General features: G+C 67.5%; 23 protein-coding genes. 11 read left to right on the top strand and 12 right to left on the bottom strand.

What is annotated here, in order from left to right:
• Positions 1-3: 3 nt before the first annotated feature.
• From LI334_RS05355 to hpt, 3 genes are all read right to left on the bottom strand, one after another.
• On the bottom strand, positions 4-984 hold the full coding sequence (locus LI334_RS05355) for an ABC transporter permease (protein ID WP_227262142.1): 981 nt from the start codon (positions 982-984) through the stop codon (positions 4-6).
• 35 nt (positions 985-1,019) lie between these two features.
• The gene (locus LI334_RS05350) at positions 1,020-2,978 is read right to left on the bottom strand and encodes an ABC transporter substrate-binding protein (protein WP_227262141.1); all 1,959 of its coding nucleotides are present in this window, start codon (positions 2,976-2,978) and stop codon (positions 1,020-1,022) included.
• Positions 2,979-3,136: 158 nt separating this feature from the next.
• Positions 3,137-3,703 carry a hypoxanthine/guanine phosphoribosyltransferase gene (gene hpt / locus LI334_RS05345; RefSeq protein WP_227262140.1) on the bottom strand — a complete coding sequence of 189 codons (567 nt, stop codon included), beginning with the start codon at positions 3,701-3,703 and terminating at the stop codon, positions 3,137-3,139.
• Positions 3,704-3,786: 83 nt separating this feature from the next.
• Between hpt and mbhE the strand changes: the two genes are divergently transcribed.
• The 7 genes from mbhE to mnhG are packed head-to-tail and all read left to right on the top strand — an operon-like array spanning position 3,787 to position 9,707.
• On the top strand, positions 3,787-6,177 hold the full coding sequence (gene mbhE / locus LI334_RS05340) for a hydrogen gas-evolving membrane-bound hydrogenase subunit E (RefSeq protein WP_227262139.1): 2,391 nt from the start codon (positions 3,787-3,789) through the stop codon (positions 6,175-6,177).
• Positions 6,174-6,635: an MnhB domain-containing protein gene (locus LI334_RS05335; RefSeq protein ID WP_227262138.1), complete on the top strand. Its 462-nt coding sequence runs from the start codon at positions 6,174-6,176 to the stop codon at positions 6,633-6,635. The genes mbhE and LI334_RS05335 overlap by 4 nt, the downstream gene beginning before the upstream one ends.
• Complete coding sequence (locus LI334_RS05330) at positions 6,632-6,961, top strand: sodium:proton antiporter (protein WP_227262137.1); 330 nt, start codon at positions 6,632-6,634, stop codon at positions 6,959-6,961. The genes LI334_RS05335 and LI334_RS05330 overlap by 4 nt, the downstream gene beginning before the upstream one ends.
• Positions 6,958-8,520: a complex I subunit 5 family protein gene (locus LI334_RS05325; protein ID WP_227262136.1), complete on the top strand. Its 1,563-nt coding sequence runs from the start codon at positions 6,958-6,960 to the stop codon at positions 8,518-8,520. Before LI334_RS05330 ends, LI334_RS05325 begins: the two co-directional genes overlap by 4 nt.
• Positions 8,517-9,098 (top strand): Na+/H+ antiporter subunit E, encoded by a 582-nt coding sequence (locus tag LI334_RS05320; RefSeq protein ID WP_406675869.1) that lies wholly within the window; start codon positions 8,517-8,519, stop codon positions 9,096-9,098. Before LI334_RS05325 ends, LI334_RS05320 begins: the two co-directional genes overlap by 4 nt.
• Positions 9,088-9,384: a monovalent cation/H+ antiporter complex subunit F gene (locus LI334_RS05315; RefSeq protein ID WP_227262135.1), complete on the top strand. Its 297-nt coding sequence runs from the start codon at positions 9,088-9,090 to the stop codon at positions 9,382-9,384. The genes LI334_RS05320 and LI334_RS05315 overlap by 11 nt, the downstream gene beginning before the upstream one ends.
• The gene (mnhG, locus tag LI334_RS05310) at positions 9,381-9,707 is read left to right on the top strand and encodes a monovalent cation/H(+) antiporter subunit G (protein ID WP_227262134.1); all 327 of its coding nucleotides are present in this window, start codon (positions 9,381-9,383) and stop codon (positions 9,705-9,707) included. Before LI334_RS05315 ends, mnhG begins: the two co-directional genes overlap by 4 nt.
• Here the strand turns inward: mnhG and LI334_RS05305 are convergent.
• Together LI334_RS05305 and coaBC are read right to left on the bottom strand one after the other, a co-directional pair.
• Positions 9,704-9,958 (bottom strand): hypothetical protein, encoded by a 255-nt coding sequence (locus LI334_RS05305; RefSeq protein WP_227262133.1) that lies wholly within the window; start codon positions 9,956-9,958, stop codon positions 9,704-9,706. The genes mnhG and LI334_RS05305 overlap by 4 nt on opposite strands.
• A 25-nt stretch (positions 9,959-9,983) precedes the next feature.
• On the bottom strand, positions 9,984-11,150 hold the full coding sequence (coaBC, locus tag LI334_RS05300; RefSeq protein WP_227262132.1) for a bifunctional phosphopantothenoylcysteine decarboxylase/phosphopantothenate--cysteine ligase CoaBC: 1,167 nt from the start codon (positions 11,148-11,150) through the stop codon (positions 9,984-9,986).
• 90 nt (positions 11,151-11,240) lie between these two features.
• On the opposite strand from coaBC, the gene LI334_RS05295 reads away from it, so the two are divergent.
• Positions 11,241-11,732, top strand: a complete 492-nt coding sequence (locus tag LI334_RS05295) for a hypothetical protein (RefSeq protein ID WP_227262131.1) — start codon at positions 11,241-11,243, stop codon at positions 11,730-11,732.
• A gap of 221 nt (positions 11,733-11,953) precedes the next feature.
• On the opposite strand, the gene LI334_RS05290 is transcribed toward LI334_RS05295, so the two are convergent.
• Positions 11,954-12,676, bottom strand: a complete 723-nt coding sequence (locus tag LI334_RS05290) for an NAD(P)-binding protein (RefSeq protein ID WP_227262130.1) — start codon at positions 12,674-12,676, stop codon at positions 11,954-11,956.
• Between the two features lie 81 nt (positions 12,677-12,757).
• Between LI334_RS05290 and LI334_RS05285 the strand changes: the two genes are divergently transcribed.
• Positions 12,758-13,261: an SRPBCC family protein gene (locus LI334_RS05285; protein ID WP_227262129.1), complete on the top strand. Its 504-nt coding sequence runs from the start codon at positions 12,758-12,760 to the stop codon at positions 13,259-13,261.
• A 12-nt stretch (positions 13,262-13,273) separates the two neighbouring features.
• On the opposite strand, the gene LI334_RS05280 is transcribed toward LI334_RS05285, so the two are convergent.
• The 4 genes from LI334_RS05280 to LI334_RS05265 form a co-directional block, all read right to left on the bottom strand.
• Positions 13,274-14,011, bottom strand: coding sequence for an NAD(+)/NADH kinase (locus LI334_RS05280; RefSeq protein WP_227262128.1), 738 nt, complete (start codon positions 14,009-14,011; stop codon positions 13,274-13,276).
• 4 nt (positions 14,012-14,015) lie between these two features.
• Entirely contained in the window at positions 14,016-15,323 is a 1,308-nt protein-coding gene (locus tag LI334_RS05275; RefSeq protein ID WP_227262127.1) for a M28 family peptidase, read from the bottom strand.
• A gap of 64 nt (positions 15,324-15,387) precedes the next feature.
• A complete protein-coding gene (locus tag LI334_RS05270; RefSeq protein WP_227262126.1) occupies positions 15,388-15,528 on the bottom strand; it encodes a hypothetical protein in 141 nt (46 codons plus the stop codon).
• Positions 15,529-15,594: 66 nt separating this feature from the next.
• Positions 15,595-15,861: an MTH865 family protein gene (locus LI334_RS05265; protein WP_227262125.1), complete on the bottom strand. Its 267-nt coding sequence runs from the start codon at positions 15,859-15,861 to the stop codon at positions 15,595-15,597.
• Positions 15,862-15,953: 92 nt separating this feature from the next.
• On the opposite strand from LI334_RS05265, the gene LI334_RS05260 reads away from it, so the two are divergent.
• Positions 15,954-17,018 carry a polyprenyl synthetase family protein gene (locus LI334_RS05260; RefSeq protein ID WP_227262124.1) on the top strand — a complete coding sequence of 355 codons (1,065 nt, stop codon included), beginning with the start codon at positions 15,954-15,956 and terminating at the stop codon, positions 17,016-17,018.
• A 45-nt stretch (positions 17,019-17,063) separates the two neighbouring features.
• On the top strand, positions 17,064-18,116 hold the full coding sequence (locus LI334_RS05255) for a M42 family metallopeptidase (RefSeq protein ID WP_227262123.1): 1,053 nt from the start codon (positions 17,064-17,066) through the stop codon (positions 18,114-18,116).
• Positions 18,117-18,223: 107 nt separating this feature from the next.
• Here the strand turns inward: LI334_RS05255 and nth are convergent, their stop codons facing one another.
• Both nth and LI334_RS05245 read right to left on the bottom strand, forming a co-directional pair.
• Positions 18,224-18,907 carry an endonuclease III gene (gene nth, locus LI334_RS05250; protein ID WP_227262122.1) on the bottom strand — a complete coding sequence of 228 codons (684 nt, stop codon included), beginning with the start codon at positions 18,905-18,907 and terminating at the stop codon, positions 18,224-18,226.
• A 30-nt stretch (positions 18,908-18,937) separates the two neighbouring features.
• Entirely contained in the window at positions 18,938-20,320 is a 1,383-nt protein-coding gene (locus LI334_RS05245) for an NAD-dependent succinate-semialdehyde dehydrogenase (protein WP_227262121.1), read from the bottom strand.
• Positions 20,321-20,355: the final 35 nt, after the last annotated feature.

Below are 20,355 nucleotides of genomic sequence, written 5' to 3'. Positions count from 1 at the left end.
TGTTTATCTGTTACCGTAGTCGATCCGCGGGTCGAGCACGACGTACGCGATGTCTTCGAGGAGGTTCCCGATGATGGCGAGGAACACCGTGAGCAGGGTGGTCGCCAGGATGAGCGCCGTGTCCTGCTCGACGATGGCGGTGTACGTCATGTAGCCGAGTCCCGGAATCGCGAATATCTGTTCGATGATCACGGACCCCGACCAGAAGATGGCGAGGAGGCTCCCGACGAAACTCGTCGAGAGCGGCACCGCCGCCATCCGGAGGACGTGGTGAATCATGAGGCGGTACTGGCTCGCGCCCTTCGCCTTCGCGACCTTGACGAACTCCTGATTCATCTGCTCCAGCGCCTGTGCGCGCGAGTACCGCATCTGCCACGCGAGCGACGCCGTGAGCAGTACCGTGATGGGGAGTACGAGTTGGAGGAAGTTCCTCACTGATAACCACCCGTACTCCAGTGGTATGCCGCTCTGGTAGTACACCGGGAGGGCGTCTATGTTCACGGCAAATAACATTATCAGGACGATGGCGAACCAGAAGTTCGGGATGCTAATCCCGAAGAACGCCACGAACGACCCGGCGTAGTCAGTGACCGTGTAGGGTTTGTACGCCGAGTACAGTCCGATACCGTACCCTATCAGTGTCGATAGTATCAGGACGGGTATCGCGTACTGCGCGGTGAACTTCCACGCGGACAGTATCGCTGGAATCACCATCTGCGACCGGGAGTCGGACCACCCCCAGTTCAGGGTCGCCATGTTCACCATGTAGTTCACGTACCGCTCGGTGACGGGCGTGTCGAGCCCTTCCCGTTCGCGGAACTGCTCCCTACACTCGGCGGGGTCTTCGCCGGTCGTCGCACAACTCATCATCGCCTGCATCTGTCCCTGGTTCGGGGACGCAGTGACGAGCGCGAACGTGAACGTGAGCGCGATCCACACCGCGACGAACGTCCACAGAATGCGCTTCACTATATACCATTTCATAAATATATGACGTGGTGAGGGCGTATAGGCGGCAGTTAACGGCCGCTACTTCCGTTGGAGAAGTACATCCGCGTGGAAGACCGGTCCTGGAGCATGTTCCAGTAGCTTTCCGGCGGGCTCTCGCCGATGTTCTGCACCTGGTTGCGGTACGCGTAGAAGTTGAAGGGGTTGTACTCGAAGATGACCGGGCGCTCCTCGGAGAGGTAGCTCAGCATCTCCTGAATTGTACTCTGAGCGGCTTCGCGGCTCTCCGCGGTCTGCGCCTCGTCACGCATCGCTCCGAGGTCGCGGTCGGGCGTGTAGCCGTACGCGTTGAAGTTACCCTGCTCGCCGAACAGGCTCGCGATGGTGCCGGCAGGCGTGAGCGGGCCGTACGAGAACCCGAGCGTGAGCATGAAGTCCCAGGAGTTCGAGGAGACAACTTCGTCCCACGGACCGGGGTTGTACGGGCCGCCGCTGGTGTTGTCCTCGCCGTACCCGATAGTGCCGGAGAACCCGGACGCCTTCTGGCCCGGCTGGAAGAAGTTGCTGAGGAGGCTCGTCCAGGAGGTCGTCTCCTGGTTGAGCGCGATACCGACCTGGTTCAGCCGCTGCTTGAGGTAGGCGGCGCGCAGGTCGTCGGTCTCACCCGACTGGTAGACGACCGTGAGTTCGACCTGGTTTCCGTCCGGGCCGACGAACGTGTCGCCGCTGTAGCCGTAGTCGCTCGACGTCCCGGATTCGAGGAGTTCGCGCGCGGTTTCGAGCGACCCCTCGAACGTCACGGGGTCGTCGGGCGCGTACGGACCCCAGGACGGATGGAGCGTGTTCTGGGCCGCGGCGCGGCCGTCGGCAATGTTTTCGACGACGAAGTTGTTGTTGTAGATGTGCGCCAGCGCGTGGCGAACCTCCTTGTTCCGGAGCTGACTCCAGCCGTTCGCGCGGTGGTTGATGCCGAGGTACCCCGACCAGGCGCGGTAGGGGTTCTCGTAAAGCTGGAGGTCGTCGGACTCGTTGTTCTCGTACGAGCCGACCTGCGTCGACGGGATGAACGTTGCGTCGATTTCGCCGGCCTGTAGCGCCTGCCGCGCCGTCTGGGCCTTGTCGAAGTACTGGAAGTGGTACTCGTCGAAGTACGGCGCTTCGGTGAAGATTTCGGGGACGCGGTCGTCGTTCGCGGCCGCCTCGCGGAGGTAGTAGTCCTCTCCACGTTCGAACTCCATGATGGACTGCTGCGACCAGCGCTTGAGGTCCCACGGTCCGAGGTTCCCGTTGAAGGTCGCGCGCATAATCGCATTGTCCTGCGCGAGGCCCTCCGCGTTCTGGTCTTCGACGTAGGGCTGCGCGATCTCCTTCGGAATCGGGAACATGTAGGAGAGCGGCTCGTTGTACGGGAAGAACGGCCGCGAGTTCGGGATGGTCTCCCGAATCGTGTACTTGTCCACCTTCTCGAACTGGATCGGCTCTTCGTCACTCCCGACAGTGAACTCGGAAGCGTACGTGAAGTTCGCCCAGTCGGCCGTCCAGATGTTGTCGATGCACCAGAGGTAGTCCTCCGCGGTCAGTTCGCCGTACCCTTCGCCGAACTGGAGGTTCTCGCGGAGTTTGATGTCGATCTGGTTGACCGGCTGTTCGACCGTCATGTCCTCGAACCAGAGCGGGAGGAAGTCCGAGTACTCGGGGCTCTCGCGGACGTACCCCAAGTCCATGACCATCTCCGCTCGCGCGGAAGTCTCTCCGTCACCGACGCGGAAGACGTTCAGGCCGTTCGTGTTTCCGGTGGTTCCGTAGATGAACGTGCCGCCGGAGGGGATCTCGTCCTGGGAGACCGAGGTTCCGGAGGTCGTCGTTCCGCTGGTGGTGGAGGTCGAGTCGTCGCCGCTGCTACAACCCGCGATGCTCGCGGCCACGCCGGTCGCGGCCATGTATTGCATCACGCGACGCCGGTCGAGGCCTCCCTCGCCGCCGTCTTCGTCGCCTGCCAGTTGGTTCCGTCTCTTGTTGCCGGATGGCATGCTATGGAAAAACAAACATGTGCATAAATATTCTTCGATAGCAGAAGGTGTGTTGGGGAACCCGGCGCTTCTCTACGATTTCCAAAGGGCTGAAAGAAGTTGGCTAAAATCCTAAACCATCATGAAAATACGTTACGGGCGCGCGAGGCGGCGTCTCGTCAGTAGTCGCCGTCCGCGTCCGTAATAACGACTTCGCCGTCCACCACGTCCACGTTTATCAGCGTCTTCACGTCGATGTCGGACTCGTCGAGCTCGTTCGGCCCCTCCTTCTTGATGACCGCGACCACGTCGCTGACGTCCGCGCCGATGTGGTCGAGGGCGTCCGTGATGGCGCGCAGGGTGCCGCCCGTGCTGAGCACGTCGTCGAGCACGAGCACCTTCTCGCCCGCGTGCACGTCGTTGATGTACATCTCGGACTCCGAGTAGCCCGTCTGCTGGGTCAGGGAGACCTCGTCTTCGAGGCCGTAGGAGCGCTTGCGGATGACGACGAGCGGAATGTCCGTCATCAGGCTGACCGCGGTGGAGATGTGGATGCCCATGGCGGCGGGCGTGACGATTTTGTCCACACCCTCGATTTCGGCCTTCCGGATGATTTTGATGACTATCTCCCGGAGGAGTTCGGGTTCCAGGACGGGAACGCCGTCGCTGATGGGGTGAACGAAGTACTGGTAGCCCTCTTTCTCGATGATCGGCGCGTCGAGGAGAGACCGCTTGAGCCTATCCATGCTGACGCTACGTGCGCCGAGAGTAAAAACTGACGAATCGCCAAGAGCGAACGATTAAGTTACGAGTACCCCATCGTACGCCCGTGCAACCAACCCCCGACCTACCGGTAGTGCTCGCGCTCCTCGCACTGCCGTTCGTCGCCGCCGCGGTCACGCCGCTCGTCCATCGCGCGCTGGGCGAGCGCACGGCGTACTTCGCGGCGGTCGTGGCGCTCGCCTGTTTCGGGCTCGCCGCGTCCCAGTACGGAACGGAGGGTGTCGTCGCCGTCGAGTGGATTCCCGCGCTCGGCGTCTCGCTGAGCCTGTACGTGGACGGACTCTCCCTGCTCGTCGCGTTCCTCGCGTCGGGCGTGGGCGTGCTCGTGTTCACGTACTCCGCGGGCTACATGCACGGCGAACCCGGCCTCGCGAAGTACTACGCGACCCTGCTCGCGTTCATGGGGTCGATGCTCGGCGTCGCGCTCGCCGCCGACCTCGTCGCGCTCTTCGTGTTCTGGGAGCTCACCAGCATCGCCTCGTTCGTCCTCATCGGCCACTACTCCGGCCAGGAGTCGTCGCTGTACGCCGCCCGGAAGTCCATGTTCGTCACCGTGGGCGGCGGCCTGTTCATGCTCGTGGGGTTCGTCCTGCTCGCGAACGCCACCGGGACGTTCAGCATCGCGACGATGCTCGACCAGCCCGAACTCGTCCGGGAGGCCCTGCGCTCGCAGGGCGTCCTCCTGCCCGTCGTCGTTCTGGTAGGTATCGGCGCGGCGGCGAAGTCCGCGCAGGTTCCGCTCCACATCTGGCTGCCGGACGCGATGGAAGCCCCGACGCCGGTGTCGGCGTTCCTCCACTCCGCGACGATGGTGAAAGCCGGCGTCTACCTCGTCGGCCGCCTCCGCCCCGTCCTCGCCACCGACGAGTGGACGCTGTTGTTCGCGACGCTCGGCCTCGTCACGATGACCGTCGCCGCCGTCCTCGCCATCGCCGCGACCGACATCAAGCAACTGCTCGCGTACTCCACCGCGAGCCACCTCGGTCTCATCGTCGCCGGGTTCGGGTTCGCGTCCGTCCTCGGCGCGGAGACGGGCGCGTTCCACATCCTGAACCACGCGATGTTCAAAGCGCCCCTCTTCCTCGTCGCCGGCATCGTCGCGCACGAAGCCGGGACGAGAACCATCAGCGAACTCGGCGGCCTCAGGCGCGACCTCCCCATCACGGCCGCCGTCACCGTGGTCGCGGCGCTCGGGATGGCGGGCGTCCCGCCGTTCAACGGGTTCTACTCGAAGGAGTTCCTCTTCGAGACGACGTACGAGTTCGCCGCGCACGCGGGCGGCCTCGCGTGGGTCGTCCCCGCCGTCGCCGTGCTCGGGAGCGTGTTCACGTTCCTCTACTCGGTGCGCTTCCTGATGCTGTTCTTCGGGGAGAAGCCGAGCGGCCTCGGGCACGTCCACCGCCCGCCCCTGACGATGCTCGCGCCGCCCGTCCTGCTCGCCGTGGTCGCGGGCACCATCGGCCTCAACGGCCTGCTCGCGTCATTCCACGCGGGCTTCGCGCCAATCACGGAGTTCGTCGCCGGTATCGTGAACAGCACGACCGTCGGCGGCCACGGCGGCCACGAGTTCTCCTACTACGTTCCGACGTACGTCAGTCCCGCGCTCGCGATGAGCGCCGCGACCATCGCGCTCGGCCTCGTCGCCTATCCGGCGTACGGTCGCATCCACGACGCGCTCCACGCGCTCTTCCGCGCGGTTCCGCCGGTTCGCGCCGACTGGTGGTACGACACCGCCGTCGGCGGCCTCGACGGCGTCTCCCGGGGCGCGGCGCGCGTCGTCCAGACCGGCCAGCTCCGCACGTACGCCGCCTGGACGCTCGCCGCCACCGCGGGCCTCGCGCTCGCCGGGTACGCCGCCGTCGGCGCGTCCCTGCCCCCGCTCTCGTACTCGCTGTCGATTCCGCTCCTCCTCGTCCTCGTCACCGCCGTCGTCGCCGCGGCCGCGGTGACCGTCGCGCCCTCGCACACGACGGGCGTGCTCACGCTCTCCATCCTCGGGTTCATGCTCGCCATCTTCTACATCCTCGCGAGCGCGCCCGACCTCGCGCTCACCCAGCTCGTCGTCGAGACGCTCGTGCTCGTCATCTTCCTGCTCGTGCTCGACCGACTGCCGTCCTACTACGGCGAGACCCGACTCTCCCGGAAGCTCCGGGACGCCGGTCTCTCCGTGCTCGTGGGCGCGACGGTCACGGTGACCGTCCTGCTCGCCACCGCGGGGAGCGACCCGTCCGCGAGCATGAACCCCGTCTCCGGCATCGACACCGAACACATCGTCGAACTCGCGGTGGAGGAGGGCGGCGGGACGAACATCGTGAACGTCATCCTCGTCGACCTCCGTGCGTTCGACACGATGGGCGAAATCGCCGTCGTCGCGATCGCCGCGCTCTCCGTGGTGACCCTCATCGCGATGCGGGAACGCGGAGGTGAGGCGGAATGAGCACGATAATCCTCCGCACGGTCACGCGGCTCGCGGTTCCCATCGTGTTCATCACGTCGTTCGCGCTGTTCCTGCAGGGCCACAACCTCCCCGGCGGCGGGTTCATCGCGGGCGTCCTCACCGCCACCGGCCTCGCACTGGTCTACATCGCGTACGGCCTCGACTTCCTCGAAGAGACCGTCTTCCAGCGCTCCATCGGCGGGAGCGTCGAACACATCCAGCACGGACTGGTCTCCGACTACCGCCGGCTGTTCGCCGTCGGTCTCGCCGTCGCCGCGGGGAGCGGCCTCGCCTTCGTCGCGCTCGGCATGCCGTTCATGTCGTACGGCTACACGTACGCGTCCTTCCCGCTCTACGACCACATGGAACTCGCGTCCGCGGTGGTGTTCGACTTCGGCGTCTACTGCGTCGTCGTCGGCAGCCTCCTCACGATTCTCTCGGTGGTGGGTGAAGAATGACTGAAACGACCCTCGCCGTCGTGCTCGGCGCGCTGTTCGCGTTCGGCACCTACCTCGTCCTCCGCAGGGACGTGGTGCGTGTCGTCTGGGGCGTCACCATCATCAGTCAGGCCGCGAACGCCTACCTCATCACGATGGGCGACATCGCGGGTTCCGTCCCCGTGCTGAGCCACCACGGCCCGCCGTTCTCGGGGACGACCGACCCGCTCGTGCAGGCGCTCGTCCTCACCGCCATCGTCATCGGGTTCGGGACGACGGCGTTCGCGCTCGCGCTGACGTACCGCGTCTACGAAGAACACGGCACTATCGACCTGGAGGAACTATGAATCAGTTCGTCATCGCGCCGTTACTCGTCGCACTCTGCACAGCCATCCTCACGCTCCTCACCCGGCGGTTCGGCCGCGTTCAGCGCGCGCTCAGCGTGCTCGGCGGACTCGGGTACGTCGCCGCCGTCGCGTGGCTCGTCACCGCGGTCTACCCCTCGGGCGGCCCCGCGGTCTACCACCTCGGAGACTGGGTCGCACCCTACGGCATCGTGCTCGTCGCGGACTCGCTGTCGGCGTTCATGCTCGCCATCTCCGCCGTCGTCACCCTGCCCGCGCTCGTGTACGCGACCCGCCACGTCTCCGCGTTCGGCCAGAAGGTGTCCTTCCACCCGCTCTTCCACCTGATGGTGGTCGGCGTCACCGGCTCCTTCCTCACCGGCGACATCTTCAACCTCTTCGTCTGGTTCGAAGTGATGCTCCTCTCCAGTTACGTCCTCGTCGTCTTCTACTCGGGGCCGGAGCAGACGACCGCGACCCTCCGGTACGTCGTGCTCAACCTCGTCGGGAGCGCCGTCATGCTGCTCGCCATCGGCGGCCTGTACGCCACCACGGGCACGCTCAACATGGCGGACATGGCGCACCGCCTCGCGAACGCCCAGCAGTACGGCGTCCACGTCGCGCCCGTCCTCGGCCTCACCGCGCTCCTGTTCGCGGTGTTCATGGTGAAGGCCGGCGCGGTTCCCTTCCACTGGTGGGTGCCGGACGCGTACGCCGCCGCGCCCGCGCCCGTCTCCGCCGTGCTCGCGGGCGTCGTGAAGAAAGTCGGCGTCTACGCCGTCATCCGCCTCTACTTCACCGTGTTCGCCGCCGCACCCCTCACCGACCTCGCCGTGCCCGGCGACACCGTCCTGGGCTTCTTCGGCATCGTCCTGCTCGCCAGCGCCGTCCTGAGCATGCTGTTCGGCGGTATCGCCGCCGTCGGCCAGCACGACCTCGACCGCCTGCTCGCGTATTCGAGCATCGGCCAGGTCGGGTTCATCTTCGCGGCGCTCGCCGCGGCCGCGCTCCGCCCGGAACTCGCCGCCGTCGGTATCGCCGCCGCGCTCGTCTACTCGCTCACCCACGCGCTTGCGAAGAGCCTGCTCTTCCTCCTCTCCGGCGTCGTCGAGGACGCCGCGGGGACGAGGCGGCTGGACGACCTCGGCGGCCTCGCACGGCAGTCGCCCGTGGTCGCCGGCGCGTTCCTTCTCGGCGGCCTCGGCCTCGTCGGCATCCCGCCGCTCGTCGGATTCTTCGGGAAGTTCCTCGTGTTCGACGCGCTCGCGCAGACCGACGTGGTCGTCGGACTCGCGGCCGCGCTGGTGGGCGCGATACTCACCGTCGCCTACGTCTCGAACGCCTGGAACCGCGGGTTCTGGGGCGAACAGTCGGCCGCGGTCGCGGGCTGGGACGCCGACAGCGTGCAGGTGGCGTGCGTCGTCGCGCTCGCGCTCGGCGTCGTCGCCGCCGGCGTCGGCTTCAACCCGATTCTGGAGTTCGCCCGCGCGGGCGCTGACGCCGCGCTCGACCGCACCGCGTACATCACGTCCGTCCTCGAACAGGGAGGTGGTCACGCGTGAAACTCCCCGTGAAGCGCTGGCAGGCGACCGGCGTCGCGCTCGCCGTCCTTTGGCTGTTCGTCAGGGGCGTCCGCTTCACCGCGCGGAACCTCGCCCAGGAGTCCCTCATCGGCCTCGCGCTCGGCCTCCCGACCGCGTACGTGTTCCGCGAGTTCTTCACCGGCCGCGTCAACCTCGTGCGCCTCGCGCGCACCGTCCCCTACGCGGTGCTCTACATCGCGGTGTTCCTCTGGGAACTCCTCACCGCGAACTTCGACGTGGCGCGCCGCGTCGTCGACCCCCGACTCCCAATCGAACCCCGGGTCGTGACGGTTCCGTTGCGGGTCGAACGCGACATCGCCATCACGACCATCGCGAACAGCATCACGCTCACACCCGGCACGCTCACCATGGACTACGACGACGACCAGAACGCGCTCTACGTGCACGCAATGGCCGCCACGACGGACGAGGAGGTCATCGACCCCATCCGGACGTGGGAGGACTACGCGCTCGTCATCTTCGACGAGGAACTGAAACCCGGCGACCCCGTCCCCGAGCGGGACGCGGAGAACGGGGGTGAGTCCGGTGGCGAGTGAGGCCGCCGTCCCCGCGTTCCTCGACTACGCGATTCATGCCTCGCTGGTCGTCGCCGCGCTCCTCACGCTCGCCTGTAGCTATCGCGTGATTCAGGGGCCGACCGTCCCCGACCGCGTCGTCGCGCTGGACACCATCGGCACGAACGTCGTCGCCATCGGCGTCCTGTTCGCGCTCGCGACCGGCCGCGGCCTGTTCGTCCTCATCGGCCTCGTCCTGGCTATCGTCGGGTTCGTCAGCACCGTCACCGTCGCGAAGTACGTCATCGAGGGGGACATCATCCAATGAACACGCTCACCGCCGCCGTCGTCACCGCATTGCTCGTCGTCGGAAGCGTCTTCCTCACCATCGGCACGCTCGGCCTGCTCCGCCTGCCCGACGTGTACAACCGCATGCACGCCACGTCGAAGGCGACCACGCTCGGCGCGGCGTCCATCTTCCTCGCCGGGTTCGTCTACTTCGGCCCGTCCGGCGAGGGCCTCACGTCGCTCGTCGGCATCGTCTTCCTCTTCCTCACCACGCCGACCGGCGCGCACATGATTTCGCGCTCCGCGCAGAAGATGGGCGTCGAGTTCTTCGGGAACGCCGACTGGCCCGAGGACGACGACTAACCACGTCGCTTTTCCATGACGCTGGTCGCGGCGTAACAGACGGCCGCGTACGAACAGACGAACGAAACTATCGTCGTCGCGACGCCGAGGAGCGACGAGTAGGAGACGACGCGTTCGAGAACGGAGAGCGCGCCGAGCGCGACCACGAACGTGAGCGCGCCCGTGAGGACGGCCACGACGACCGCGACGCCCGTCGAGTCGAACGCGGTCAGTTCGCTCCAGCGCGTCCGCACACTGTCGAGGGAGGGCACGTCCGACGCTAGCGAAGCCGGGGTGTTAGTCGTTCTGCCGGCCGAGGACGCGCGCGAGTTCGTCCGCGATTCGCAGGCCGAGTCCGGTCTTCGTTCCCGTGAACTCGGTGTGTTCGTCGGCGTCCACGAGGAGCGCGCGGGTGTCCTCGCCGCCCATGACGCTCGCGTCGTTCGCCACGACGAACGAGAGTCGGGCGCGCTTCAGGGTCTTGCAGGCCTGTTCGAGCATCTCGTCGTCCTCGCCGGAGGTCTCGGCCTTGAACCCGACGATAGCGAGGTCGGGGTGGGTCTCTCGAACCTCGTCGATGAGTTTCGGCGTGGGTTCGAGGTCGAGCGTGAGTTCCTGGCCGCTCCGAATCTTCTCGGGACTGGGTTCGACAGTGTAGTCGCTGATGGCGGCCGCGGAGACGAGCGCGTCGGCGTCCCGGCAGGCGTCGAGCGTCGCGTCCAGCATCTCCGCGGCGGACTCGACGCGTTCGACGGTCGCGTAGGGGGCGTCGTCGCCGTCGTGCACGAGCGTCACGTCGGCCCCGCGGACGTAGCACGCGCGGGCGACGGCCCGCCCCGTCCTGCCGGACGCGCGGTTCGTGAGCACGCGCACGGGGTCGATGCGTTCGCTCGTCGCGCCCGACGTGACGACGACATGGCGGTTCTCCAGGGGGCGGTCGCCAGCGGCGCGCGCCACGTCGAGGCAGATGGCGTCCTCGGTCGCGATTTTGGCCTTCCCCTCCTCGACGCGCGGGTCGACGAAGGAGACGCCCCAGGACTGCACGCGGTCGATTGCGTCGAGGACGCCGGGGTGGTCGTACATCGGCTCGTGCATCGCGGGCGCGACGACCACGGGTACGTCCGCGCCGAGCGCGGTGGTCGCGCAGGTCGTGACGGGCGTGTCGTCCACGGCGCTCGCGATTTTCCCGACGGTGTTCGCGGTGGCGGGCGCGACGAGGAACACGTCCGCCCAGCCGTCGCGGCCGCAGAGTTCGACGTGCTCGACGCGGCCGGTGATGTCGGTCACGACGTCGTCGTCGGTGGCGAACTCGACCGCCCACGGGTGGACGATGGACTGCGCGCTCTCCGTCATCACGGCGCGGACGGACGCGCCGCGGCGGCGGAGTTCGTGCGCCAACTCGACTACCTTCACCGCCGCGATGCTCCCGGAGACGCCGAGCGCGACGTTCACTCCCTCCAGCATTCGTCCGAGGAGAGGGCGAGCACCGTCAAAGTAGTTTGGAGAACGCGCCCCGACCCCAACATATAATTCGTGTCGTGACAGGTCTGGAGTGTGAAGCGACGAGCGTTCGTGTCGGCGGCCGCGCTCGCGGCGCTCGCTGGGTGTAGCGCGCGCTCCGCGACGCCAACGCTCCGCTCGCGGACGAGCCAGTCGTTCCCGGAGGCGTGCGCGAATCCCGTCGGCGGCGAGGTTCGGGAGGTGACGTTCGCGGACGCGCCCCGGTTCGTCGGAGGCCGCGTGCGGGGGATGGACGTGTACCGGTCGCGCCCGGAGTGGCACGACGCCCTCCCGGAGTACGCGGCGTCGTTCGTCGCGGGGACGGACTTCGGGGAGCGCGCGCTCGCGGTGGTGTTCGTGCGGAACCGGGCGCGTCCGCGCGCGGCGTGTCTCACGGGGTTCGACCGCTACGACGGCACGCTCCGCGCGCACGTCGCGGTGGACACGAGCATCACGGGCGCGGAGACGACGAAGGTCTGGTTCGTGCGGCGCGGGACTGCGGCGCTGGACGCGTCGTACGCGGTGCGCGTCGTAGACCACGCGTAGCTCGCAAATATACCAGCCAGAGCACACTTTTATGTGGCGCTATTTCAATGAGTCGAGTGGTGGTCGGCCGCTGACAGCGTCTGTCATCCAACCACTTCCAACGCCGTCGTGCCGACCACCGCTCCACCGAGGAGCAAGCGAGGATATTGGTTCCGCCCTTTTGAGTTTTGTTATTCAGGAATAGCCGTAGAAATAATGTGGCGTGGTAGCGTGCGACGGGGTTACTCCTCGACGGACGGATGCATCGTCGGCGTGTCCGGGTGGCGCTCGCTGAACGCCTCCCGCATCCGCTCCATCGACGCGCGCTCGCGGCGCTCGCGTTCCGCCTCGTCGATTTCCTCACAGCCCGGCGGCACCTCGCGACCGCGGCCCGTGAAGTAGCCCTCGGGCGCGACCCAGTCGTGGTAGAAGGGCACGTCTGAGTCCTCGATGAGGCTGAGCGCGGCCTCCGCGCCGCTCCCCGCGGAGACGACGGCCTGGTGGTAGCGGCCCGCGACCCGGCCCGCCGCGTAGAGCCCGGGAACGCCGGTCCGGCCCTGGCCGTTCGTGTCGAGGTACGTCTTCGTCCCCTGTTCGATGAAGTCGAGGCCGAGGTCGTCGAGGAAGGACGCGTCCGACCACGAGGAGACGACGACGAAGTCGAACTCGTGGGTCTCGTCCGCGGTGACCTCGAAGCCGCCGCCGGTCGCGGTCACGTCCGCGACTTCGGCGTCAACGACGTTCGCGCCGGATTCGGTCGCCTGCTCGCGCGTCAGGTCGAGGAAGGTTCGGGGGTTGACGCCCGCCGGGAACCCGGGGAGGTTCTCGACGTGCGCGTTCCGCGCGAAGATGGATTCGCCCGCGTCGAACACGGTCGTTTCGAGGTCGGCGCGCGCGGTGAACGTCGCCGCGGTGAGGCCGGCGACGCCGCCGCCGACGATGCCAACGGTGGGTGTGTCGGACATACCCGAGAGAAGACGGCGGGGATTGAGAAGCGTCCCGGTTCCGGCGAGCGAACTAAGCCCCGGGCGCACCCAGGGCAGGCCGTGAACAGGCTCTCGGTCAGCACCGTCGTCCGCATCCCGCCGAGCGAGGCGTACGAGTTCCTGCTGGACTTCCCCGGGTACGCCGCGTACTCGAAACACCTCACGGGCGTCGACCAGTCCGGCGACGGCGGTCCCGGCACCCGCTATCGCCTCCACTTCTCGTGGTGGAAACTCACCTACACCGTCCACTCCGAGGTGACGGCGGTCGAGCCGCCACACCGCATCGAGTGGGAGGTGACGAAAGACCTCGACGCGAGCGGGCGCTGGCGAATCGACCCCGTGGAAACCGAGTCGGGCGCGGGGTCGCGGGTGACGCTCGAAGTCGAGTACGACCCGGCGTCGGCGGACAACGCGGTGTCGCTCCCGGCGTTCGTCAGCCTCGACTGGGTGGTGGAGAAGGCGGCCGAACGCGTCGTCGAGGAGGGCGAGCGCGTCGTCGAGCGCGTCGTCGCCGACCTCGAAGGCGAACGCCGGAACGTGGAGCTCCGCGTGTCTACGGAGTGAAGCGCGGCGTCGTCAGTCGAAGAAGCCGGTGGTCTCGGGCGTGGTGACGACGGGGAGCGTGCCGCCGTGGTCGATGCGAACCGTCGCGTCGTGGTCGAGCGTGGCGACCTCGCGGTCGTCCACGAGCAACACCACGTCGGCGGTTTCGCGCTCGACGGTGAGGTCGGTCGGGAGCGGGAGCACCCAGTTCGACTGGTCGACGCGGAACGGCGCGACGGGGACGACGGAGACGGCGTCCACGCCGGGCGCGACGACGGGGCCGTCAGCGGCGCTCCCGTATCCCCTGCTACCGGCCGCCGTGGCGACCGTGACGCCGTCCGCGCGCACCGTGTCCACGGTCTCGTTCGCCGCGTGGACGCCGTACTCGGAGATGCGCGCGGGTTCGTCCGTGACGACCATCGCGTCCGCGAGCGCCCGGTACGTCTCGCCGTCCGCGCGGACGGACAGGAGCGGCGTCGCGTGAACGCCCGCGTTCCCGACGAACGCGTGCGTCATCGCGTTCGCGTGGCGCTCCCAGCGGGCGGACGGAATGCCGGGCACGTCCCCGAGCACGAGCACGGGCGCGTCCGCGCCGGCGCGCACGAGGTCGTACAGCGCGGCCTCGCCGTCCGCCACCACGAGGTCGGCGTCCGCCACGGCCCCGGGGTCGCCGGTCACGGGGTCGCGGTCGTGCTCCGCGACGAACGCCGCGAGGGCGTCCGCACGCTCGCCGCGCACGCCCACCGTCTCCACGTCCGAGAGTCCCGTCATCGACTCACTCGTCGTACGGCCAGTCGCCCGTTATCTTCATCCCCTTCGCCTTGTCCTCGTCCTCCAGCTGGCTCGCGATGTCCGCGGGGCTGGCGTGCGCGACCGCGAACTCGTCGCTCGCCAGGTCGACGGCGAGGTCGGTGAGGAGGATGGCCTGCTCGCGGAAGTCCCGGGCTTCGAGCTTGTCGAGGGTGTCCGCGAACGTGTGCCCCCAGCCGCGGCCCTCGTCACCGGTCTCGCTCATCACGTGGTAGCCGGGGACGCCCCACTGCGTGTACGGCCAGTGGTCGGAGTGCGGGCCGAGTTCGGGCGTCGTCGTCACCGGGTGGCCGAACCGCTCGCCCACCCGCTCAGCGGCGTCCGCGAGCGCGTCGAACCCGTGCGTCGTAAAGGAGAGCGTGCGGCCGCGGACGACGCCGTCGAAGTTCAGCACGGCCTCGATGTCGTCGTGGTCGCGCTTCGCGGCGTCGTACTCGGAGCCGACGAGCCCGACCTCTTCAGCGCCGAACGCGACGAAGTGCACCTTCGTGTCGAGTTCCTCCTCGCGCTCGGCGAGCGTGCGCGCGAGTTCCACGACCATCGCCGTGCCCGCGCCGTTGTCCATCGCGCCCTCCGCGATGTCGTGCGCGTCCACGTGGCTCGTGACGAGGAGTTCCTCGGTCGTGTCGGGGCCGAGCGTCGCGTGCACGTTCTGGCTCGTCGCGTCGGGCGTCTCCGCGTCCACCGAGACGGACACGTCGTCGCCGTCGAAGCGCCGGGAGAGCCGGGAACCGACCTCCTTCGACACGCCGACGGCGGGGATGTCGCCGATGGGGGCGTCCGCGTTCCCGACGCTCCCCGTCGGCGGCAGACAGCCCTCGACGTGGTTCCGGAAGACGAACGCGGCCGCGCCGCCCTCGACGGCGTAGTAGTACTTCTCGCGGCGGTGGATGAAGCGGTCGAAGTAGTCGGGGACGTTCGACGCGACCATCACGACCTTCCCCTCGATGTCGTGCTCCTCGAAGTCCGACGGGAGCCCGTACCCGAGGTCGACGAACTCGCCCGACACGTCGCCGGCGGGCGACCGCGGGAGCGCGATGCAGTCCTGTTCGGTGTCGCCCGCCTCGATTTCCGAACGTCCGCGCTCCCAGCCCTGAATCTCGAACTCGTCCAGCCACGCGTCGTCTGCGTACTCCGCGAGCGCGTCCCGCGTCGCCTCCGCGGCCGCCCGCTCGCCGTCGCTTCCGGCCATCCGGTCGCCGACGTCCACGAGTCGTTCGAGGTGGTTCCAGCCAGTGTCAGAAGTGAAGGTGTCGCCGATCCACTCGGTCATACCCGAGAGTCCACGCAGGACGCACCTAACGGTTACGGGAGACCGAGTGGGTTGCCGGTACGGCCTACTCGCCGACCGGTATCGTGCGGTCGCTCGCGAAGAACGCGAACAGCGCGAACAGGCCGAACAGCGCCGGTTCGTTCGTCACAACACCCAGGACGCCCAGCACGCCGAGGACGCCGAGGCGGTCGACTCGCACTTCCATGCGCGACTGTTCGACGCGAACGCACGAAAAACACGGGGGCGGTTCTCAGCCGCTGGAACGCCGACGTTAGAGGGTGCCGTCGTCCTTGAGGCCCTCGATGATGTCGTCGACGAGGCTCTCGACGTCGTCGTAGGGGAAGTCGGCGTTCCCGCTGAGTTTGGACGCGAGTTCCATCGCGGTGAAGGAGACCTCGCCGTCGCCGGCCTCGAACTTCGTCGCGGGGCCGTTCGGGAGCGCGGGCACGAGCCCCATCTGGTTTTTCACGGGGTAGTCGGCGTTCTCGAACGCGTCCGTGAGCTCTGCGCGGAGTTCGGCTTCGAGTTCGTCACTCATGGACACACCTGTGCGCGGTTCGACGTTAAGGATTGTGGAACGGTGCGCGGGGGAACTGAAGTTTTTTGCGCGGTGACATCCTCTCCTGGGGTATGCGCGAGACGTTGGCCGAGTGGCGGCCCGCCGTGGACGAAGCCATCGCGCGCGTCCTCCCCCGCGACCCCGACGAGGCGTACGTCGCGGAGTTCTTCGGTGACGCGCGGTACGAGTACGACGCGGACGCCCTCGCGGAGGGCCTGCACGACCCCGTCTGGGATCTCCTCGACCGCGGCGGGAAGCGCTGGCGCGCCGTCGCGTTCCTCCGCATCATCGAGGGACTCGGGGGCGACCCCGAGCGGTTCCTGCCGTACGCGACGGTGCCCGAAATCCTCCACAACGGCACCATCATCGTGGACGACGTGGAGGACGGCGCGACCCTCCGCCGGGGCGAGGAAGCCCTCCACCACCGCTACGGCGAGGACGTGGCGCTGAACGCGGGGAACGCGCTCTACTTCATCCCGCTCAAAGTGGTGTCCCGGAACCCCGCCGAGTTGGACGACGAGACCCGGCTCGCGGTCTACGAGATGCTGACGTACGAACTGAACCGCACCCACCTCGGGCAGGGAATGGACATCCACTGGCACAACGAGGACGGCGTGAACCTCACGGAGGCCGAGTACATGGAGATGTGCGCGTGCAAGACCGGGTGTCTCGGCCGCATCGTCGGCCGGCTCGCCGCCATCGTCACCCACCAGCCGCCCGCGATAGAGGACGCGCTCGCGGACTACATGGAGACGCTGTGTATCGCGTTCCAGATCGGGGACGACATCCTCGACATCGAGCACTCGCTCGACCGCGCGGGCGACTTCGGGAAGGCGTTCGGGAACGACATCCACGAGGGGAAGAAGACCCTGATGACCGTGCACGCCGTCGAGAACGCCGAGGCGGACGCGGCCAGCCGCCTCGAAACGATCCTCGCGAGCGACGACACCACGGACGAGATGGTGCTGGACGCCATCGACATCATCCAGGAGACCGGCAGCCTCTCGTACGCCCGGGAGCGCGCGCTCGACCTCGCGGCGGACGCCCGCGACCACCTCGTGGACGTGCCGCTGACGCCGGACGCGCAGGCGGATTTAGAGGAGTTCACGCGGTTCGTCGTGGAACGGGACGTATAGTCCGGAACGCGTCGTTTTATACGCGTGGTCGGCTGATTTCTCGGTATGTCGTTCGACTTCGATCTGCTGAAGGAACTCACGGAAGCCCGGGGCGTCCCCGGCTACGAAGACCGAATCCGGGACATCGTCCGCCGCGAACTCGACGGCGTCGCGGACGAACTGCGCACGGACTCGATGGGGAACGTCGTCGCGACCATCGAGGGCGCGGAGAACCCCGACTACGAGGTCGCAGTCGCCGCGCACATGGACGAAATCGGATTCATGGTGCGTCACGTCACCGACGACGGTTTCCTCCAGCTGGACGCGCTCGGCGGCTGGGACGCCCGCATCCTCCGCGCGCAGCGCGTCACCGTCCACACCGATGAGAAGGACGTTCCCGGAATCATCGGGTCGCTCGCGCCGCACACCCAGGACGAGGACGAGCAGGGGAAGAAAGACGAGGTGCACGACGTGTACGTCGACCTCGGACTGGACGGCGACGACGCCGACGACCTCGTCTCCGTCGGCGACCAGGTGACGCTCGACCAGCGCACCGAACGGGTGGGCGAGAACGTCACCGGAAAGAGCCTCGACGACCGCGTCTGCCTGTTCGCGATGCTGGAGGCCGCAAAGCGCATCGACCCCGACGTGACGGTGCACTTCGCCGCGACCGTGCAGGAGGAGGTCGGTCTGCGGGGCGCGCGGGCGCTCGGCGTCGACCTCGACCCCGACCTCGCGCTCGCGCTCGACGTGACCGTCGCGAACGACGTTCCGCAGGTGAGCGACGAGGCCGACTACGTCACCACGCTCGGCGAAGGCGCGGCGATAAAGCTCAAGGACGGCAGCGTCATCACGAACCCGAACGTCCACAAGCGCCTCCGCACCGTCGCCGAAACCGAGGACATCGACCACCAGCTCGAAGTCCTCCCCGCGGGCGGCACGGACACCGCCGGCTTCCAGAACACGCACGGCGCGAAACCCGTCGGCGCGGTGTCCATCCCCACCCGCTACCTCCACACGCCCGTCGAAGCCGCCAACGGCGACGACATCGACGCAACCATCGACCTCGTCACCGCGTTCCTCGACAGCGAGGACGGCGAACACGACTACCGGCTCTAGGCGGACGCGGTTTTTTCGTGGAGGGTTTTCGCGGCGGGCCGCCCGTGCCCGCCGCAGAAAACGGTCCGCGCAGAACGACTACCGACTGTAAGCGGTTCGGGGTTTTCCTACCACGCGTCGCCGCTGGCGAGGTCGACGCTGTTGTCGAGTTTTGAGGAGGGACAGATGTCTTCGAGGAGGCAGTCCGCGCAGTCGGGATTGCGGGCGGTGCAGGTGTCGCGGCCGTGCGCGATGAGCCAGTGCGTGTAGTTCTTCCAGTGTTCGCGGGGAACCACGTCCATCAGGTCGTCCTCGATGGCTTCGGGGCGTTCTTCCTCGGTGATGCCCAGTCGCCGGCTGATGCGCTGGACGTGCGTGTCCACGACGATGCCTTCCGTGATGTCGTGGCCGTGCTGGAGCACGACGTTCGCGGTCTTCCGGCCGACGCCGGGCAGGTCGGTGAGGTCGGACATCGAGTCCGGCACTTCGCCGTCGTGCTCCTCGACGATTTTCGCGCAGGCGTTCGTGATGTAGCCCGCCTTCGAGTTGTAGTACGTGATAGAGTTGATGTCTTCTGCGAGGTCGTCCTCGTCCGCGTTCGCGTAGTCCTCGGCGGAGTCGTACTTCTCGAACAAGTCGGCGGTGACTTTGTTCACGCGCTCGTCCGTGCACTGCGCGGACAGCACGACGGCGATGAGGAGTTCGAGCCGGTTCGAGAAGTTCAGGGAGATTTCGGGTTCCGGGTACTCGTCGCTGAGTCGGTCGATGACCTCCTCGACGTGTGCGCTCCGAGAATCGGGACGTTCGCCCATACCGAGGGAGGGAGCGCCGGGCGCTTAGACCTACTCAATCCAGACCGTCTTCCGGTTCACGAACTCGCGGATGCCGTCGCTCGCGAGTTCGCGGCCGTACCCGGAGATGCCGATACCGCCGAAGGGGACGCGCGGGTCGGACTTCGTGAGCTGGTTCACGTACGTACAGCCGGCCTCGATTTGGCGGGCGACGCGCTCGCCGCGGTCGCGGTCTTCCGTCCAGACGCTCGCGCCGAGACCGAAGTCCGTGTCGTTCGCCTTCTCCACCGCCTCCGCCTCGCTATCGACCTCGAAGACGGACGCGACCGGTCCGAACAACTCCTGTTCGTCCGCCGGACTGCCCTTCGGCACGTCCGTGAGCACCGTCGGCGGGTAGAACGCGCCCGCTCTATCCAGGGGTTCGCCGCCGCGTTCGACGGTCGCGCCCGCCTCGACGCTCTCTCGGACTTGCTCGTGGAGTTCCTCCATGAGGCCCTCGCTCGCCATCGACCCCACGTCCGTCTCGGGGTTCTCGGGGTCGCCGACCGAGTACCCATCGACTTCGTCGAGGAAGGCGTCGAGGAACTCGTCGTACACGTCCGAGTGAACGATGAAGCGCTTGCCCGCGATGCAGGACTGGCCGGTGTTCTGGTAGCGCGCCTGCGCCATCGTCTCGATGTGCTCGTCGATGTCCGCGTCGTCCAGCACGACGACGGGGTCGCTCCCGCCGAGTTCCAGCACGGTCTTCTTCAGGTGGCGTCCAGCGGTCTCCGCGACCGCGCGCCCGGCGGGCCCGCTCCCGGTGAGCGTCGCGGCCTTCACGCGGTCGTCCGCGAGGATGTCGTCCACCTTCCCCGACCCGACGAGGAGCGTCTGGAAGACGTCCTCGGGATACCCGGCCTCGACGAACACCTCCTCGATGGCCTTCGCGCACCCGGGGACGTTCGACGCGTGCTTCAGAACCCCCGTGTTGCCCGCGGTGAGGTAGGGCGCGGCGAACCGGAACACCTGCCAGAACGGGTAGTTCCACGGCATCACCGCGAGCACCGTCCCTAGCGGCTCGTACGACGTGAACACCTCCGTGCCCGCGGGGCTCGCGCGCGGTTCGTCCCCGAGGTGCTGGCTCGCGTGCTCGCTGTAGTACTCACAGCCCCACGCGCACTTCTCGACCTCCGCGCGCGCCTGCTCGATGGGTTTCCCCATCTCGCGCGTGATGAGTTTCGCGTACCGCTCTTTGTTCTCCCGGAGCACGTCCGCGGCGTTCGCGAGCAGTTTCTCGCGCTCCCGAATCGGCACCTCCCGCCAGTCCTGGAACGCGTCGTCAGCGGCGGCGAGCGCGTCCTCCACGTCCCCGTCGTCGTGTTCGTCGTACGTCTCGACTCGCTCTCCCGTCGCTGGATTCACGCTCTCCATACGCGTGCCACGAGATGCCACGACAAAGGTTTTTGCGCCGCCCGGGGGCTTCCGGG

The sequence above is a fragment of the Salarchaeum japonicum genome (genome assembly GCF_020614395.1).
GTDB classification, from domain to species: Archaea; Halobacteriota; Halobacteria; order Halobacteriales; family Halobacteriaceae; genus Salarchaeum; species Salarchaeum japonicum.
This window is presented reverse-complemented; position numbering and strand designations above follow the sequence as displayed.

Bases quoted from the DNA above. Each gene is read 5' to 3' on its own strand.
- LI334_RS05355 (WP_227262142.1), bottom strand. From the start codon at position 984: ATGAAATGGTATATAGTGAAGCGCATTCTGTGGACGTTCGTCGCGGTG.
- LI334_RS05350 (WP_227262141.1), bottom strand. From the start codon at position 2,978: ATGCCATCCGGCAACAAGAGACGGAACCAACTGGCAGGCGACGAAGAC.
- hpt (WP_227262140.1), bottom strand. From the start codon at position 3,703: ATGGATAGGCTCAAGCGGTCTCTCCTCGACGCGCCGATCATCGAGAAA.
- LI334_RS05335 (WP_227262138.1), top strand. From the start codon at position 6,174: ATGAGCACGATAATCCTCCGCACGGTCACGCGGCTCGCGGTTCCCATC.
- LI334_RS05330 (WP_227262137.1), top strand. From the start codon at position 6,632: ATGACTGAAACGACCCTCGCCGTCGTGCTCGGCGCGCTGTTCGCGTTC.
- LI334_RS05325 (WP_227262136.1), top strand. From the start codon at position 6,958: ATGAATCAGTTCGTCATCGCGCCGTTACTCGTCGCACTCTGCACAGCC.
- mnhG (WP_227262134.1), top strand. From the start codon at position 9,381: ATGAACACGCTCACCGCCGCCGTCGTCACCGCATTGCTCGTCGTCGGA.
- coaBC (WP_227262132.1), bottom strand. From the start codon at position 11,150: ATGCTGGAGGGAGTGAACGTCGCGCTCGGCGTCTCCGGGAGCATCGCG.
- LI334_RS05290 (WP_227262130.1), bottom strand. From the start codon at position 12,676: ATGTCCGACACACCCACCGTTGGCATCGTCGGCGGCGGCGTCGCCGGC.
- LI334_RS05280 (WP_227262128.1), bottom strand. From the start codon at position 14,011: ATGACGGGACTCTCGGACGTGGAGACGGTGGGCGTGCGCGGCGAGCGT.
- LI334_RS05275 (WP_227262127.1), bottom strand. From the start codon at position 15,323: ATGACCGAGTGGATCGGCGACACCTTCACTTCTGACACTGGCTGGAAC.
- LI334_RS05270 (WP_227262126.1), bottom strand. From the start codon at position 15,528: ATGGAAGTGCGAGTCGACCGCCTCGGCGTCCTCGGCGTGCTGGGCGTC.
- LI334_RS05265 (WP_227262125.1), bottom strand. From the start codon at position 15,861: ATGAGTGACGAACTCGAAGCCGAACTCCGCGCAGAGCTCACGGACGCG.
- LI334_RS05260 (WP_227262124.1), top strand. From the start codon at position 15,954: ATGCGCGAGACGTTGGCCGAGTGGCGGCCCGCCGTGGACGAAGCCATC.
- LI334_RS05255 (WP_227262123.1), top strand. From the start codon at position 17,064: ATGTCGTTCGACTTCGATCTGCTGAAGGAACTCACGGAAGCCCGGGGC.
- nth (WP_227262122.1), bottom strand. From the start codon at position 18,907: ATGGGCGAACGTCCCGATTCTCGGAGCGCACACGTCGAGGAGGTCATC.